The sequence below is a fragment of the Halomonas sp. genome (genome assembly GCF_029263665.1).
Taxonomy (GTDB): domain Bacteria; phylum Pseudomonadota; class Gammaproteobacteria; order Pseudomonadales; family Halomonadaceae; genus Halomonas.
Genome location: NZ_JAJUFQ010000001.1, coordinates 19620 through 36139, shown reverse-complemented (window position 1 = coordinate 36139; position 16520 = coordinate 19620). Strand labels below are relative to the sequence as shown.

Annotated in this window: 15 protein-coding genes; 10 read left to right on the top strand and 5 right to left on the bottom strand. The window is 58.9% G+C overall.

The features are described from left to right. Positions 1 to 225 precede the first annotated feature (225 nt). Positions 226 to 1266 (bottom strand): EF-P beta-lysylation protein EpmB, encoded by a 1041-nt coding sequence (gene epmB, locus Q1K07_RS00160; RefSeq protein WP_300305967.1) that lies wholly within the window; start codon positions 1264 to 1266, stop codon positions 226 to 228. Positions 1267 to 1371: 105 nt separating this feature from the next. Here epmB and efp point away from each other — a divergent pair, with 105 nt between their 5' ends. Both efp and epmA read left to right on the top strand, forming a co-directional pair. Continuing rightward, positions 1372 to 1938, top strand: a complete 567-nt coding sequence (efp, locus tag Q1K07_RS00155) for an elongation factor P (protein WP_300305964.1) — start codon at positions 1372 to 1374, stop codon at positions 1936 to 1938. Positions 1939 to 2029: 91 nt separating this feature from the next. Next, the gene (gene epmA / locus Q1K07_RS00150; RefSeq protein ID WP_300305961.1) at positions 2030 to 3004 is read left to right on the top strand and encodes an EF-P lysine aminoacylase EpmA; all 975 of its coding nucleotides are present in this window, start codon (positions 2030 to 2032) and stop codon (positions 3002 to 3004) included. A 2-nt stretch (positions 3005 to 3006) separates the two neighbouring features. On the opposite strand, the gene asd is transcribed toward epmA, so the two are convergent. The 3 genes from asd to rsgA form a co-directional block, all read right to left on the bottom strand. Then, the gene (gene asd / locus Q1K07_RS00145) at positions 3007 to 3843 is read right to left on the bottom strand and encodes an archaetidylserine decarboxylase (protein ID WP_300305958.1); all 837 of its coding nucleotides are present in this window, start codon (positions 3841 to 3843) and stop codon (positions 3007 to 3009) included. A 155-nt stretch (positions 3844 to 3998) separates the two neighbouring features. After that, a complete protein-coding gene (locus Q1K07_RS00140; RefSeq protein ID WP_300305955.1) occupies positions 3999 to 4829 on the bottom strand; it encodes a sulfurtransferase in 831 nt (276 codons plus the stop codon). Between the two features lie 75 nt (positions 4830 to 4904). Further along, positions 4905 to 5936 (bottom strand): small ribosomal subunit biogenesis GTPase RsgA, encoded by a 1032-nt coding sequence (gene rsgA / locus Q1K07_RS00135; RefSeq protein WP_300305950.1) that lies wholly within the window; start codon positions 5934 to 5936, stop codon positions 4905 to 4907. 60 nt (positions 5937 to 5996) lie between these two features. Between rsgA and orn the strand changes: the two genes are divergently transcribed. Continuing rightward, positions 5997 to 6596 (top strand): oligoribonuclease, encoded by a 600-nt coding sequence (orn, locus tag Q1K07_RS00130; protein WP_300305947.1) that lies wholly within the window; start codon positions 5997 to 5999, stop codon positions 6594 to 6596. A 91-nt stretch (positions 6597 to 6687) separates the two neighbouring features. Here the strand turns inward: orn and queG are convergent, their stop codons facing one another. Continuing rightward, complete coding sequence (gene queG / locus Q1K07_RS00125) at positions 6688 to 7788, bottom strand: tRNA epoxyqueuosine(34) reductase QueG (protein ID WP_300305944.1); 1101 nt, start codon at positions 7786 to 7788, stop codon at positions 6688 to 6690. Between the two features lie 239 nt (positions 7789 to 8027). Here queG and Q1K07_RS00120 point away from each other — a divergent pair, with 239 nt between their 5' ends. The 7 genes from Q1K07_RS00120 to hflX all read left to right on the top strand — a co-directional run bounded on the left by Q1K07_RS00120 (position 8028) and on the right by hflX (position 16487). After that, on the top strand, positions 8028 to 9557 hold the full coding sequence (locus Q1K07_RS00120) for an NAD(P)H-hydrate dehydratase (protein ID WP_300305941.1): 1530 nt from the start codon (positions 8028 to 8030) through the stop codon (positions 9555 to 9557). Further along, a complete protein-coding gene (gene tsaE / locus Q1K07_RS00115; protein ID WP_300305938.1) occupies positions 9535 to 10107 on the top strand; it encodes a tRNA (adenosine(37)-N6)-threonylcarbamoyltransferase complex ATPase subunit type 1 TsaE in 573 nt (190 codons plus the stop codon). The genes Q1K07_RS00120 and tsaE overlap by 23 nt, the downstream gene beginning before the upstream one ends. Positions 10108 to 10145: 38 nt before the next feature. After that, complete coding sequence (locus Q1K07_RS00110) at positions 10146 to 11588, top strand: N-acetylmuramoyl-L-alanine amidase (protein ID WP_300306823.1); 1443 nt, start codon at positions 10146 to 10148, stop codon at positions 11586 to 11588. A gap of 62 nt (positions 11589 to 11650) precedes the next feature. Further along, entirely contained in the window at positions 11651 to 13732 is a 2082-nt protein-coding gene (gene mutL / locus Q1K07_RS00105; protein ID WP_300305934.1) for a DNA mismatch repair endonuclease MutL, read from the top strand. Between the two features lie 17 nt (positions 13733 to 13749). Next, a complete protein-coding gene (gene miaA, locus Q1K07_RS00100) occupies positions 13750 to 14709 on the top strand; it encodes a tRNA (adenosine(37)-N6)-dimethylallyltransferase MiaA (RefSeq protein WP_300306820.1) in 960 nt (319 codons plus the stop codon). A 198-nt stretch (positions 14710 to 14907) separates the two neighbouring features. Next, positions 14908 to 15153, top strand: a complete 246-nt coding sequence (gene hfq, locus Q1K07_RS00095) for an RNA chaperone Hfq (RefSeq protein WP_149283971.1) — start codon at positions 14908 to 14910, stop codon at positions 15151 to 15153. Positions 15154 to 15170: 17 nt separating this feature from the next. Next, on the top strand, positions 15171 to 16487 hold the full coding sequence (hflX, locus tag Q1K07_RS00090; RefSeq protein ID WP_300305927.1) for a ribosome rescue GTPase HflX: 1317 nt from the start codon (positions 15171 to 15173) through the stop codon (positions 16485 to 16487). The last annotated feature ends 33 nt before the right edge of the window (positions 16488 to 16520 follow it).

Sequence of the window (16520 nt, the reverse complement as noted above, 5' to 3'; positions counted from 1 at the left end):
TGTATTGCATGGGGGCAGGCCATGACAGGATACTGCTGGTTTACCGTTTACCGTTTACCGTTTACCGTTTACCGTTTACCGTTTACCGCTTACCGCTTACCGCTTACCGCTTACCGCTTACCGCTTACCGCTTACCGCTTACCGCTTACCGCTTACCGCTTACCGCTTACCGCTTACCGCTTACCGCTTACCGCTTACCGCTTACCGCTTACCGCTTACCGCTTGTCATAGTGGCGTCTTGCTTGCCTCGCCAGGCACTTCGCGAACCAGGGTTGGCATCAGGAAGCCGGGGAGTCGAGTGCGCAGTTCTGCAACGAGCCGCTGGGCTTTTGTGTCGTCCACATCGAAGTGGGCAGCACCGACCACCGGATCGAAGGCGTGCAGGTAGTAGGGCAGGATGCCCGCTTCGAACAGGCGTTCGGACAACTGTTCCAGGGAATCTACATCATCATTGACTCCGCGCAGGATGACGCTTTGGTTGAGCAGGGTGACACCAATCTGGCGCAGGCGGTTGCAGGCTGCGATCACGGCATCGTCGATCTCGTTGGCATGGTTGATATGCAATACCATGACCTTCTGCAGGCGCGTACTGGCCAGCCAGTCGAGCAGGGCGCCATCGACACGATCAGGAATCACGACGGGCAGGCGGCTATGCAGGCGCAGCCGCTTGAGGTGGGGAATGGCGTCAAGTCGCTCGACCAGCCAGGCCAGTTGACGATCGCTGGCGGCCAGTGGATCGCCCCCGGAGAGAATGGCTTCACGCAGTTGCGGGTCGGCACGTAGATAATCCAGTGTCTCGTCCCATTGTGCCCGGGATGGTGCGTTGTCGTGGTAAGGAAAATGACGGCGAAAGCAGTAGCGACAGTTGACTGCGCAGGTCGGGCTGGCGATCAACAGCACTCGGCTGGCGTATTTGTGTATCAGCCCCCGGCGGGCGGTGTGTTCGGCCTCGTCCAAGGGGTCAGTAACATATCCGGGTAGGATGTCGCTTTCTGCTTCCAGCGGCAATACCTGGCGCAGCAAGGGGTCGGCAGGGTCGCCGAGGCGCATGCGTCTGGCAAAGGCTTCCGGCACACGCACCTCGAACAGGGCGTGGCCGCTTTCGGCGCCAGGCAGTAGTGATGGGTCAAGCCCGAGACGCTGGCACAGGGCTTTGGGATCACGAATGGCACCGGCAAGTTGGCGCTGCCATGCCCCGGTCTCGGGCAAGTCCCCATCATCCGGGGGCTGCGGGCAATGTAAAAGCGCGGGGCTTCGGGTTATCATGCGTGCCACCCATAAATGCGAGCGAGGGATGCGCCCTCGCGAAATGTCAGTCGTGTGCTGCCTTGCATTGAATGCGGGGCCAGGCACCAAGAGGAATGAGAAGTCATGGCGAACTATTCTACCAATGAATTCAAGGGCGGTCTGAAAGTCATGTTGGACGGCGACCCTTGCTCCATCGTCGAGAACGAGTACGTCAAACCTGGAAAAGGGCAGGCCTTCAACCGTGTCAAGCTGCGTAACCTGATGACCGGGCGTGTCTGGGAGCGGACCTTCAAGTCCGGTGAGTCTCTGGAAGGGGCTGATGTTCTCGACCAGGACATGGAATACCTCTACACCGACGGTGAGATGTGGCATTTCATGAAGACTGATGGCTCTTTCGAACAGTATGCCGTGGACAAGAAGGCGCTGGGCGATGCCGAGAAGTGGCTGAAAGAGCAGGTGGTGTACAACGTTATCCTGTGGAATGACAACGCCATTTCTGTGACACCGCCTAACTTCATCGAGCTGGAAGTGGTCGAGACGGACCCTGGCCTCAAGGGTGATACCGCCCAGGGCGGATCCAAGCCGGCAACGTTGTCCTCTGGTGCAGTGGTTCGCGTGCCGCTGTTCATCAACCAGGGCGAAGTGCTGCGCATCGATACACGCTCCGGCGAGTACGTCTCTCGCGCCTGAGGAACGGGCCGCTCGGCCCACAGTGGTATCTATGTCGGTAATTACAGGCCACGCTTTCGCGTGGCCTGTGTCGTTTAAGGGTGATCTGCATATGACAAGTGACTGGCGTCCTGTTGCCTCGATCGAGACGCTGCGCGCACGGGCGAAACTGGTGGCCCAGGTGCGTCACTTTTTCGCTGAGAGAGATGTACTGGAAGTGGAAACGCCGGTTCTCGGTCATGGCGGCAGTACGGATGTGCATCTTGCATCGCTGTCGTGTCATGCCATGACGCCAGCAGGGCGGGAGCGTCTATGGCTGCAGACGTCGCCGGAATTCGCCATGAAGCGGTTGCTGGCAGCAGGCTCCGGGCCGATCTTTCAAATTGCTCGCAGTTTTCGCGACGGTGAAGTGGGGCGCCGACATAACGTCGAGTTCAGCATGCTCGAATGGTATCGGCCAGGCTGGAGTCTGGACGAGCTGATCGACGAGACGCAAGGCCTGATTCGCGCCCTGTTGCCGATCAACCCTGGTCCAACTCGGCAACGCCGTTACCGGGATCTGTTCATTGAGCAACTGCGTCTGGACCCCTTCACGACGTCACTGGCGATGCTGCGTAATGCAGCAGAAGAACGCAGCGGTATGGAGATGAAAGCGGCCGAGCGTGATGAATGCCTGGATCTGTTGATGAGCCTGGTGATAGAACCGACGCTTGGGTGTGGCGGCATCGACATCGTTGTCGACTACCCGGCCAGTCAGGCAGCGTTGGCCAAGCGCCACCAGGACCCTCGCGATGGTAGCTGGGTGGCCTCGCGCTTCGAGATCTATCTCAAGGGGATCGAACTGGCCAATGGCTATGATGAGCTTACCGACGCATCAGAGCAGCATCGGCGTTTCGATGAGGATAATGCCGCGCGCTGCACAGCAGGATTGCCGCAAGTCGATGTGGATCACCGTTTGCTCGATGCTCTTCAGGCCGGTATGCCCGAAGGCAGTGGCGTGGCATTGGGGCTGGATCGCTTGATACAGCTGGCGCTGGGAAAGGACAGCCTTGAACAGGTGCTGGCCTTCCCGACGCCACGTTGTTGAACTCACATATCTCCCAGGCGCTGTCCCATGCGTACTGCAATGGGGCCATTGACGCTGCTGGCCTCAAAGGTTGCCTGGTTGGCGAAGGCCATCACGACAGTGGAGCCGAGCTTGAAGCGTCCCATTTCTTCCCCTTGAGCCAAGTGGACGGGCTTGTCGAAGCGTACTCGTTCGACACGACCGGATAGCGGGGTCACCTGTCCACTCCAGACGGTTTCGATGGCAGCGACGATCATGGCGCCTACCAGCACCATCACCATGGGGCCCCGTTCGGTCTCAAAGTGGCAGACCAGGCGCTCGTTGCGGGCAAACAGACCTGGGACATGTCGAGTGGTTGCGTCGTTAACCGAGAACAGGCGTCCGGGGACATAGACCATCTCGGTAAGGGTGCCGGCGACGGGCATATGTACCCGATGATAATCCTTGGGCGACAGATACACGGTGGCGAAGCTGCCGTTGCGGTAGTCACTGGCCTTCAGAGGATCTCCACCCAGCAGTTCGGCCATGCTGAAGCCGTGGCCTTTGGCCTGGATCAGGCGACCTGCATCGATTTCCCCCCATTGTGAAAGTGTGCCATCCGCCGGGCTCAGCAGCCCTTCGTCAAGGGGCCGGGCATCTGCCTTCAGTGCTCGGGTGAAGAAAGCATTGAATGTCGGATAGACCGTGGGGTCACTCTCCACTGCTTCATTCATGTCCACCTTGAACTGACGAATGAAGGCCTTGATCAGAGCATTCTTCAGCCAGCCAATGCGGCATTCGGCAAGGCACCCCACCAGCCGCGACAGCAGATGGTGGGGCAGGGGGTACTGAATCAGGGCAAACAGTTTGGCGGGAATCACGAAGTTTCGATCTCAAAAAGGGTGATGATGGGCTATAAGCTATAAGCGAAGGAGTCTTTACACGGTTCTGAGAAGCGTTTTGCATCACTGGCTTACGGCTTACGGCTTACGGCTTACGGCTTACGGCTTACGGCTTACGGCTTACGGCTTGCGGCTTACTTTTCAATAGGGGTGTCGTCGCGATTGCCCCATTCCTTCCAGGAGCCTGCGTAGGCTCGAATCTTGCTGAAGCCGAGTGCCTTGCCTACCAGCCAGGTAAAACCACTGCGATGGTGACTCTGGCAGTGAGTGACCACTTCCATTTCTGGTGTCAGCCCTTTGGCGCCCAGCTCGGTGAACAGCTCTGCGTAGTCTCGTATGCGTAGTGAGTGCTCACGATCCATGGCATCTGTCCACTCCATGTTCACCGCGCCTGGAATATGACCGAGATGCTTGTTGTTGCCTTTTTTGCCGGCAAATTCATCGCCAGAGCGGGCATCCCAGATGGCGAAGTCATCACTGCCGAGCTTGTCGATCAATTCACCACGCTCGATAAGCACCTCGGGATGCCGGATGGTGGCCTGGTATTCCCTGGGGGTAGGAAGGTGCTCCTCGGTGGACACCGGCAAGGCTTCCGCACACCAGGCGTGGATGCCACCATTGAGGTAGGAGTAACGGCTGTGGCCGATCAGCTCCAGGGTCCACAGCAGGCGCCCAGCCCAGCCACCACCTTCATCGTCGTAGGCCACCACATGGGTGTCGCGAGTCAGGCCCAGGGACGAGAACAAGGCCGACAGAGCCTCGACATCGGGTACATCATTGGGCACATCACCAGAGCCCTTCAACAGACGGTTATGATCAAGAAAGATGGCACCGGGTACATGGCCTGAGGTGTAGCTGTCGGCCTTGAGCGGGACATCGATGATCAGGATGTCTTCATGGTCGATCACTGCGGCCAGTTCTTCGGGTTCGGCGATCAGTGGCAGTAGATTGTCTTCTGAGCTCATGGCGGCTCTCCTCGAAACGTGTGGTCAGAGGCACGTGCGGTCAGGCAAAGGCAGCACTGTATCAAGTGCCATCATTCAGGGATTATCCAGACTATCGACGATACGACGGTAACTGGCAAAGCGCTGAGGATGGATGTCGCCCCGCTCAACGGCTGTCTGCAAGGCGCAACCAGGTTCCTGGCGGTGGCGACAGTCGCGAAAACGGCACTGCTCCAGATAAGGGCGAAACTCGATGAAGCCTTCAGTGACCTGGCGCTCATCCAAGTGAGTGAGTCCAAACTCGCGGATGCCGGGAGAGTCGATCAGGGCACCTGCTGTCACGTTGTCGCTGAGAGCCGGTAGATGGTAGAGCTGAGCCGTGGTCGTGGTGTGACGCCCCTTGCGCGTATCTGCAGATAAAGCGCCAATGCGTAGCTGTTCATTGGGCAGGAGCAAGTCGATCAGAGAGGATTTGCCAACGCCGCTCTGCCCGACAAATACCGAGGTGCGTTCCGCCAGGCAGGCATGTAGCGCATCCATCCCCCCTTCACTGGTGGTCGAGGTGGCAACCACGGCATAACCGAGGTCTTCATAGCGTGCCAGCAGAGCACGCAGCTCTCCGCCTTGCTCAGGAAGCAGATCCGTCTTGTTGAGCACCAGCACAGGGGTGATGCCGGTGGCCTCGGCTGCCACCAGGTAGCGGTCGATCAAGCCTGCGTGAGGCTCGGGTTCGACGGCGAAAACGATCAGAATCTGGTCGATGTTGGCGGCCACGGGTTTGAGCAGGCCGCGCATATCCGGGCGTTCCAGCACATTATCGCGCTCGCCACGAGCGACGACGACACCGCTACCGTCTTCGCCTGCGCGCCAGATCACCCGATCGCCTGTGACCAGGCCTTCCAGGTTGGCTCTCAAGTGACAACGTACGGGCTTTTGTCCCAGACGCTCCGTGACATCAAGCGTGCGGCCGAAGTGGGCAGTCACTCGCCCATCGCGCTCAGTGCCATATTCTCCGGCAGAGAGTTTCTCGTCGTCCTGGTTCTGACGCTTTTCTGCACGCTTGGCCCGTTCGGCCTGGATCTTCTCGATGCGCCAGCGTTGTTGGCGACTCAGCTTACGTTTGCTCACATGACAGCCCGATGCTCGGTACAATGAGCAGCATTGTACTCATTCTCAAGGATGGCCGATATGACCGAGCGTACTCAAGACACAACCCCTGCTCCGACCAATATCTCAGCAGAGGGCGAGCCTCGTTCCGATCTCCTGGTGTGGATCGACCTGGAAATGACCGGTCTGGATCCCAACAAGGAGCGCATCATCGAGGTGGCAACTTTGATAACCGATGGAGACCTCAATGTCGTTGCCGAAGGACCGGTGATTGCTATCAACCAGAGCGAGGCGCTGATTGCCGGCATGGACGAGTGGAATACCAGAACCCATGGCGATTCTGGCCTGATTGAGCGAGTACGACGTAGCACCGTGAGCACACAGGAAGCAGAGGCGCGTACCTTGGCGTTCCTGCGTACGTATGTGGTGTCCGGTACTTCGCCCATGTGTGGCAACTCCATTCATCAGGATCGCCGCTTCCTGGAGCGGGAAATGCCAGAGCTGTGGTCTTTCTTCCATTACCGCAACCTGGATGTCTCCACGCTCAAGGAGCTGGCCAAGCGCTGGAACCCACAGGCCCTGGATGGCTTTTCAAAGCGCAATGTGCATCTGGCCATGGACGATATAAAGGAATCCATCGCGGAACTGGCGCACTATCGCAAGACTTTCCTCAAGGCGTAGAGCGCCAGCAGGTGGCAAGAGCTGATTCAAGACCGAGGCCTTGCTCCACGATGACCGTTGCAAAGGGCAAGGGCGGAAAGGCCTGGTGAGGTCAATCGGTGCTGGCTATCAGCGCGCTACGCTTCCTGCGCTGTTGCTTCAGGGCCCAGCGGACGTGCTCGCGGACAAGGTCGGAAGGATAGGCCAGACGCACCAGAAGCGCTGTCTCGATAGCTTGGCTCCAGGGAGCATTGCCCAGGCCAACGGCGAGGTTGCGTAACCAGCGCTCATAGCCGATACGGCGAATAGGGCTGCCGGCAGTGCGGGCGAGGAATTCTTCTTCCCCCCAGTTGAACAGGGTGAGCAGCTCCACACGGTCGAGGTCGTGGCGTGGGGCAAAGTCGGGCTCATTACTGGCTCGGGTGAAGCGGGTGAAGGGACATACCAGTTGGCAGTCGTCGCAACCAAACACGCGATTACCCATTGCTTCGCGATACTTCTCGGGGATGCTGCCAAATAGCTCAATGGTGAGATAGGAAATGCAGGCTCTTGCATCGACAACTCTGTCGTCGACGATGGCTCCGGTAGGGCAAGCCTGACGACAGGCGCTGCAGCTACCACAGTGGCTGGCCTCGAAAGGAGGATCCACCGGCAACGGCAGGTCGGTATACAGCTCCCCGAGAAAGAACAGAGAGCCAGCCTTGGGGTTGAGCAGCATGGCGTTCTTGCCGAACCAGCCCAGGCCGGCCTTGCGTGCCAGCCCCCGTTCCATTACCGGGGCTGAATCGACGAAGGCACGGTAGCCAATCGGGCCGACTTCGGCCTCGATCTGCCTGGCCAGGCTTTGCAGGCGCTTGCGCATCAGTTTGTGATAATCGCGCCCAGTGGCATAGCGGGAAATATAGGCACGATGTGGTTGGCCCAGCACCTTGCTGGTTTCCACTTCCGCCGGAAGATAGTCAAGGCGCACGCTGATCACTCGCACGGTACCGGGCTCCAGCTCGGCAGGGCGGGTGCGTTTGGTGCCATGCTTGGCCATGAACCCCATTTCACCGTGGTAGCCAGCATCCAGCCAGCGCTGAAGATGGGCCTCATCCTCATGCAGGTCGACGTCAGTGATACCGACCTGCTGGAAGCCCAACTCGCGCCCCCAGGCCTTGATGTTCTGGGCCAAGTGAGCCAGTTCAGTGGCATTGAATGTCTTGGTGGTCATGGGCGTGTCGGTGAATGCAGACGGGGTATGCGGGAAAATGGTGATACCTTGCACATCAGAGAAAGCAGTCTTGGCGAATGGGCGTAACGCCTTAGACTGACAGATGGTAAAGGAAAGATGCCGTGAATGCCTGTGTCAGTATACTTCCTGGCCATTCATGGCGTATCGCATCAGCAAGGAAACGATAATTGAAGTCGCGCGTTGCCACGGAGTCAGCGTTTCCACAGGAGGAAACATCTATGAGTGCCCCACAACATCGTGGGTTGATGCCATTGTACTGCGCCGATCAGGTGCGTGAAATCGATCGCCGTACCATTGCCAATGAACGTGATGGTTTTGCTCTGATGCAGCGTGCTGCAGGTACAGCATGGCGCTGGCTTCGGGCGCGCTGGCCTTCTGCCAAGAGCCTGACGGTGTTCTGTGGTGGCGGCAACAACGGTGGTGATGGCCATGTCCTGGCGGCATTGGCCGCGCGGGAAGGCTGGCAGGTGCAACGGCTCTCTCTGACGCCGCGTAGTCGGTTGCATGGTGACGCCCTGCGTGCCGCCTTGCTGGCTGATGAGGCCTGTGTGGAATGGCGCGAGTGGCGAAAAGGCGTGGCCATTGAAGGCGAGGTGATCGTGGATGCCTTGCTCGGCACCGGGTTCTCAGGTGATCTGCGCATTCTCTATGCGGATGCCATCACGGCGATCAATGACAGTTCCCGTCCGGTGCTGGCCATCGATATTCCCTCTGGAATCAGTGGCGACGATGGCAGCGAAAGAGGCTTGTCGGTCAAGGCGGACATGACCGTGACCTTCATCGCCGACAAGCTGGGGCTGCATACCGGACGTGGCGCTGCCCGAGTAGGTGAGCTGGTGCTGGATTCTCTCGGTGTCGATGCGTTGACCCATACCGATATTCGTCCCACGGCCTGGCGCCTGGAAAAGGCCTTGTTGAAGGCTGCTCTGCCTCCCAGAGAACGCGATATACACAAGGGCGACCTGGGGTTTGTCGGTGTGTTGGGTGGAGCGCCTGGAATGGGGGGAGCATCCCTGCTGGCTGCGGAAGCCTGTGCTCGGGTAGGGGCTGGTCGAGTCATGCTGGTCACAGCGCCGGAGCATGTGACCGCCAGCCTGATGCGTTGTCCCGAGGTAATGGCCAAGGGGGTTTCTGCTGCCACTCAGGTTGGCGATTTGCTCGATCGCCTCAATGTGCTGGCGGTTGGTCCAGGGCTAGGGCAAGGCAGCTGGGGACAGAGCCTGTTTCAAGTCGCCCTTGAAACGGCGGTTCCACTGGTCGTGGATGCCGATGCACTCAACCTTCTTGCGTCGCGCTTTCGTTCCACCCGGCGTGATGACTGGGTGTTGACGCCCCATCCTGGTGAAGCTGCGCGTTTGCTGGATACTTCGGCTGCTGAAGTCGAAGCGGATCGTCCGGCCGCAGCACGCGCCTTGCAGGAACTGTACGGAGGCGTCGTGGTCCTGAAAGGTTCCGGTACGCTAATTTGCGGTCCAGATGGGCTGGCGCTATGTCCTTTTGGTAATCCAGGCATGGCAAGTGGCGGTATGGGAGATGCACTTTGCGGTATCATTGCCGGTCTTCTGGCTCAGGGGCTGGAGCTGGAAATGGCCGCCAGGGCTGGGGTGCTGGTGCATGCCATGGCAGGTGACATGGCGGCCCAAAAGGGCGGCGAGCGTGGTCTGTTGGCCAGCGATCTGGCATCCTGTGCGCGAGTTTTGGTCAATCCGACGATGGACGAGGAAAATGTTGCTGCGACTCGACGATGAACAGCGCCAGGTAGCACTGGGAGAATGCCTGGGGCGTGCCCTCGAGGGACGCGGACGTGTCCATCTTTCTGGTGACCTGGGGGCAGGCAAGACCACGTTGTCACGTGGCATATTGCGTGCCTACGGCTACCAGGGAGCGGTGAAGAGCCCTACCTATACCTTGATCGAGCCATATGAGCTGGGGGCATGGCGACACCTCGACAAGGTGCGGGTACATCATTTCGACCTCTATCGTCTGGGGGACCCCGAAGAGCTGGAGTTCATCGGCGGCCGCGACTTGCTTGCCGATGATGTCCTGTGCCTGATCGAATGGGCTGAACGTGGTGAAGGCTGGTTGCCGCAGCCGGATGTGGAAATTGCTCTGGCGCATGCCGGTAGCGGGCGTGAAGCACGCATCGATGGCCACGGTGCCAGGGGCGCTGCCGTGCTGGAGCGCCTGGACAAGGAACTGAGTACTGCGGGGTTTGCCGTGGATACGCAAGGTACAGATTCCCATGGTACTGATGGCCAAGGCCGGGCAGGGGGAACTTCGCAGGGAGGCACGGCATGAGGCTGGTGATGAATCGTTGGCAGGGGTGGAATCGTTGGATGGGCATGTTGGCGCTGGCTTCTCTGGGAAGTCTGCACACTGCCAGTGCTGAAGCGGGTGATGTGGACAATATTCGGCTGTGGGCTGCGCCTGACCACTCGCGCCTGGTATTTGACCTGTCATCACCTGTCGATGCAGAGGTCTTCCAACTCGACAACCCTAGCCGACTGGTCATCGACCTGTCCGATGCCCAGCTCAAGGATGACCCCAGCAGTCTCAATCTCAGTGGCAGTGCGATCAGCAGTGTACGTACGGGAGTGCGTGACGGTACCGGTCTGCGCGTTGTACTGGAACTCAATCGCCCCATTGAACCACGCCATTTCTCCCTTGCGCCCAACGATCAGTATGGCGATCGTCTGGTGGTGGACCTGGAATATCCAGGCGAGAGTGCGGTAGAGGATCCCATCGATCCGATCGAGAAGATGATCCGTGAGCAGGAAATTGCCGCTCAGCGTGCCAAGACGGAAGCGGTGGCTGAGGGACGTGCCCCGGAAGCAGCCGCAGCCGCGACTCCGGTGGACCCTGCTAAACCCCATCCCAAGCGCGACATCATCATTGCCGTTGACGCAGGGCATGGCGGTGAGGACCCGGGTGCCACAGGCCCCAGCGGTACTCGCGAGAAGGATGTGGTTCTGCAGATGGCGGATCGACTGGCCAAAATGATCAACCAGACACCAGGTTTCAAGGCCGTGATGATTCGTGATGGCGACTACTATGTCGGCCTGCGTCAGCGGACCTTGATCGCGCGTGAGCAGAAAGCCGACTTTTTCGTTTCCATTCATGCAGATGCCTTCCGTAGTCCACGTCCTTACGGGAGTTCGGTATTTGCCCTGTCCCAGAGTGGTGCCACTTCCGAGACAGCCAAGTGGCTGGCAGCTACCGAGAACCGTTCGGATCTGATAGGTGGTGTTGACGGTAACCTGTCCCTGGATGACAAGGATCAAGTGTTGCGCGGTGTGCTGCTCGACCTGACCATGACGGCAACCCTCAACGATTCCCTGGCGATTGGTGGTGACGTGCTGGAACGGATCGGCCAGGTCAACCACCTGCACAAGAGTCGCGTGGAGCAGGCAGGGTTTGTGGTATTGAAGTCGCCGGATATTCCCTCATTGCTGGTGGAAACCGGTTTCATTTCGAACCCAGAGGAAGAACGTAACCTGCGAAATGGCGCCTATCAGGAGCGCATGATGAGCGCAGTGTTCAGTGGAGTGCGGGCACATTTCGAACGTAACCCGCCGCCGGCGAGCCTACTGGCCTGGCAGCGTGATCATGGCAGTTCCGGAAATGCCACGGCAAGCGGTGAATATCGTATCCAGGCAGGGGATACCTTGTCGGGCATTGCTCAGCGCCATGGGGTGTCATTGTCTCAACTGCGTCAGGCCAATGAGCTTGCCAGCGATTCGATTCGCGTCGGTCAAGTGCTGCGCATTCCCAGTTCTTGAAAAGGGCTCTGAATGAGTTCTTGAATGGGCACTTGAGTAGCCACTTGAACGGCATGTAAGGAATGACCATGACTGAGAGTTCTGTCCAGCAAGATACGTCGGTGCGTCGCCGTATCCAGGTGCTTGATCCTCGGCTGGCCAACCAGATTGCCGCGGGGGAAGTGGTGGAGCGGCCTGCGTCGGTAGTCAAGGAGCTGGTGGAAAATGCCATTGATGCTGGTGGCTCGCGCATCGATATCGAGGTGGAAGTCGGTGGTGCCAGGCTGATCCGTGTCCGGGATGATGGCTGCGGCATTGCGGAAGATGATCTGCCACTGTCGTTGTCGCGCCATGCCACCAGCAAGATTGCCTCTCTTGAAGAGCTCGAAGGCGTTGCCAGCCTGGGCTTCCGCGGTGAAGCCTTGGCATCGGTCAGCTCGGTGTCGCGTCTTGAACTGGTGTCCAATGTCGAGGATGACCCCCGGGGTGGCTGGCGGGTCGTGGCGGAAGGTCGCAACATGGAACCCCGCGTGACGCCGGCGCCTCATCCGCGAGGAACCTCGGTCACTGTGCGTGACCTGTTTTTCAATACGCCGGCCCGGCGCAAGTTCCTGCGTACCGAGAAAACCGAATTCGGTCATGTGGAAGAAGCTTTTCGCCGTCAGGCGTTGTCACGTTTCGACATTGGCTGGACCCTGCGCCATAACAGCAAGACACTGCACCAATTGCCTGTGGCCGAAAGCATCGAAGAACGTGAGCGGCGCCTCAGGTCGTTGCTTGGCAAGGACTTCCTGGGAAATGCCCTGACCTTGGATATCGCCGCAGGCGGGCTGCGTCTATGGGGTTGGGTCGGGCTTCCTACGCATTCCCGCGCGCAAGCCGATCAACAGTATTTCTTCGTTAACGGTCGCGTGGTGCGCGACCGTCTGGTGGCCCACGCCATTAGGCAAGCCTACCGAGATGTGCTGTTCCATGGCCGCCATCCTGTGTTCGTGCTGTATCTCGAGGTCGATCCGACGGTGGTGGATGTCAATGTCCACCCGACCAAGCATGAAGTCCGCTTTCGCGATGGCCGCATGGTTCACGACTTCCTGTTCTCCAGTCTGCATCGGGCTCTCGGTGAAGCCCGGGCGGGGGGAGAGCATGATGCCAGACAGCTGGCTTCCGACCAGGATGGGTTGGAAGTCGATCCGACGACTGGTGAAATCAAGACGCCTTCGGCGCAAACCAGGGAAAACGGGGAGGCATCCGCCCAGCCAGCTTGGCAACAACAACCCATGGCGTTGCATCCTCGTCGTGAGGATGCAACGGCAAGCGTGACGCCAGACCGAGTGCGGGTCTTCATGGATGGCTACCGTCAGTTGCATCCCGAACATGAGGAAAGCCTGCTCACCCCTCAGCCTGGAGCGCCTCAGGTAGGAGGGCGTGCTGCAGAGGTAGCCCTGGCGGAACGCGCCGGCGAGTACACTGCGAGAACGCTGCCATCTGTCCAGCCCCGCGGCTCCCAGGAGAACCGTACTCAGAATGACGGGAATCTTCCTGCATCATCTGAGCCAATGGCCGAGGAAGATCCCACCCAGGCTCCGCCACTGGGTTTTGCCATTGCCCAGCTTCACGGCATCTATATTCTGGCCCAGAACGCCCAGGGACTGGTGCTGGTGGACATGCATGCTGCTCATGAGCGTATTGTCTATGAGCACATGAAAAACCAGGTGCATGGAGGCGCTCTGGAAGCGCAGCCATTGCTGGTCCCTGTGTCCCTGGCTGCCAGCCCGGCAGAAATAGAAACCGCAGAAAGTGAACGAGAAGCTTTCTCCCGTCTGGGGGTGGAATTGGATGCTGCAGGCCCGGAAACGCTGTTGGTGCGCCAACTGCCGGCCCTGTTGTCGGACGCGGATGTAGAGCCGCTGATTCGTGACATGCTCTCGGATCTGGAGCGCTACGGTCGCTCGGATCGTATCGAGGCGCATATCAATGAACTGCTTGCGACCATGGCGTGTCATGGCAGCGTGCGGGCTAATCGTCAACTGACGATTGCCGAAATGAATGCGCTGCTGCGCGATATGGAACGTACCGAACGTAGTGGCCAGTGCAACCATGGCCGCCCGACCTGGACCCAGATGAGCCTGCGCGAACTGGATCGTCTGTTCCTGCGAGGGCAATGAGCATGGCATCGCTTGACGTGTCAGATACGCGCCCCTTCGCTGTGTTGCTGATGGGGCCTACGGCTGCGGGCAAGACAGACCTGGCTATCGCCCTGCATGAGCGCCTGGGAGCCGACATCATCAGCGTCGACTCCGCCATGGTCTATCGTGGGATGGACATTGGCAGCGCCAAGCCTTCTGCAGAAGAGCTGTCTCGTGCCCCGCATCGCCTGATCGATATCCGTGATCCAGCTCAGGCTTACTCGGCTGCGGACTTCCGTGTTGATGCCTTGCGTGAAATGTCAGATATCACTGCCAAGGGACGGATTCCATTGCTGGTCGGCGGCACTATGATGTATTTCAAGTGTCTTATTGATGGGGTAGCCAAGATGCCAGCGGCAGATCCCCAGGTGCGGCAGGCGCTTGAACGAGAGGCCGAACAACATGGGCTTGAAGCGCTGCATAGGCGATTGGCCGAGCTCGATCCTGAGTCGGCGGCCCGCATTCATCCCAATGACCCTCAACGCCTGATGCGTGCTCTGGAGGTGTTCGATATCAGCGGGCGTTCCATGACGGAGCTGTGGAGTGAACAGCAGCGTGAAACCTTTCCCTATCGGACGCTGTCCATAGGGCTCGCCCCGGCACAGCGTTCTGTGCTACATGAAAGAATAGCAAGGCGCTTTGAGGCGATGCTGGAGGGGGGCTTCCTTGATGAGGTTGCTGCCTTGAAGGCAAGGGGAGATCTATCGCCTGACCTGCCGTCGATGAAAAGCGTGGGCTACCGTCAGGCATGGAGTCACCTGGATGGCGAGTATGATCTGAGTGAACTGCGCAAGCGTGGAGTGATTGCCACTCGTCAACTGGCTAAGCGTCAATTGACCTGGATGCGCAGCTGGTCAGATCTTCACTGGATCGACTCGCTGGCTGACAGTCCCGAACAGCGGTTATATGACACTGTTGCCAGGAGCATGGCCAAGGGGGCTACCAAGACCCCGTGAGCAGTGCGGAAATACTTGTCGCGCATCTTAAAATCGTGCGTGGTGCTGGCACATAGCGTAAGATATCGAGTTCGTGTGGCTGCATGACCAGGCCCCGCCGAATCCAAGACGTTCGCCGTTCCTGCACGGGAAGAGTGGGTGTCAGGGAAGCACTTATTTATTTAACGTTAACAACCTAGAGATTACAGGGAGAGCAAGATGTCCAAAGGGCAGTCCCTCCAAGACCCGTACCTGAACATTCTGCGCAAGGAGCGCATTCCGGTGTCGATTTTCCTGGTCAATGGCATCAAGTTGCAGGGCCAGATTGAATCTTTCGACCAATTTGTCATCCTGCTGCGTAATACCGTCAGCCAGATGGTCTACAAGCACGCCATCTCCACCGTGGTGCCGTCTCGCAATGTGCGACTGCCGGCCCAGGATCCTGCGGCGCAGCCGGATAGCTGATATCCGTGAGGTATTGATTGTTTTTTGAACGTCCCGACGCCGGTGAAACGGCGATACTCGTCCATATCGATTTTCAGGACGAGCAGGAGCGCGAAGATCCCAGCGAGTTCCTCGAACTGGTGAGGTCGGCGGGCGCTGAGCCCGCCACTCTGATCACTGGTAGCCGTCAGCGGCCCGACTCCAAGAGCTTCGTAGGCTCAGGAAAGCTGGATGAGCTACGTGATGCTCTCTCGGTGCACGAAGCCGAGCTGGTGATCTTCAACCATGCGCTCAGTCCCTCTCAGGAACGTAACGTCGAGCAGGCGCTGAAGTGCCGTGTGCTTGATCGTACGGGCCTGATTCTCGACATCTTTGCCCAGCGTGCGCGTACCCATGAAGGCAAGTTGCAGGTGGAGTTGGCTCAGCTCGAATACATGTCTACCCGACTGGTTCGTGGCTGGACTCACCTTGAACGCCAGAAAGGGGGGATTGGCCTGCGCGGCCCGGGTGAAACCCAGCTTGAGACTGACCGCCGCCTGCTGCGGGCGCGGATCAAGTCGATTCACAAACGTCTCGACAAGGTGCGCAGTCAGCGCACCCAGAATCGTCGTGCACGCTCCCGGGCAGAGATCCACAGCGTGTCGCTGGTGGGCTATACCAACGCCGGCAAATCGACGCTTTTCAATTCATTGACCTCTGCTGAGGTCTATGCGGCAGACCAGCTCTTCGCTACTCTCGACCCTACGCTGCGGCGTCTGGATGTCGAGGATGTAGGCTCCGTAGTGCTGGCGGATACCGTAGGTTTCATTCGCCATCTACCGCATAAACTGGTGGAAGCATTTCGCGCAACCTTGCAGGAAGCAGCGGAAGCGACATTACTGGTGCATGTGATAGATGCCGCTGACCCTGACCGTGATCTCAACGTGGCTCAGGTCAACGCGGTGCTGGAGGAAATCGGTGCCCTGAAGGTACCGACCCTCAAGGTGATGAACAAGATCGATGTGTTCGATAGTGCGCCACGCATCGAGCGGGACGAGCACGGAGTCCCTCAGGTCGTATGGTTGTCGGCACGAGAAGGTCGTGGTCTCGATCTGCTGAAGCAGGCATTATCCGAGCGTCTGTCGGATGACATCATCGACTTCTCTCTGACATTGTCGCCGGCGCAGGGGAAAATGCGCGCTGCGCTCCACGAGTTGGGGGCAGTACGTGGGGAAGGTTTCGATGACGCAGGACATACTCAGTTGAAGGTCCGCCTGCCACGGCGTGATTTCAATCAACTGATGGCGCGGCTGGGGGAGCGCGCTGACGATTATCTTCCCGAGGCGCTCAGGGAACGCGAAGCCTGGGAAGCTTGAGCACACCTCATGGGCTGCATCTAGGCTGATATC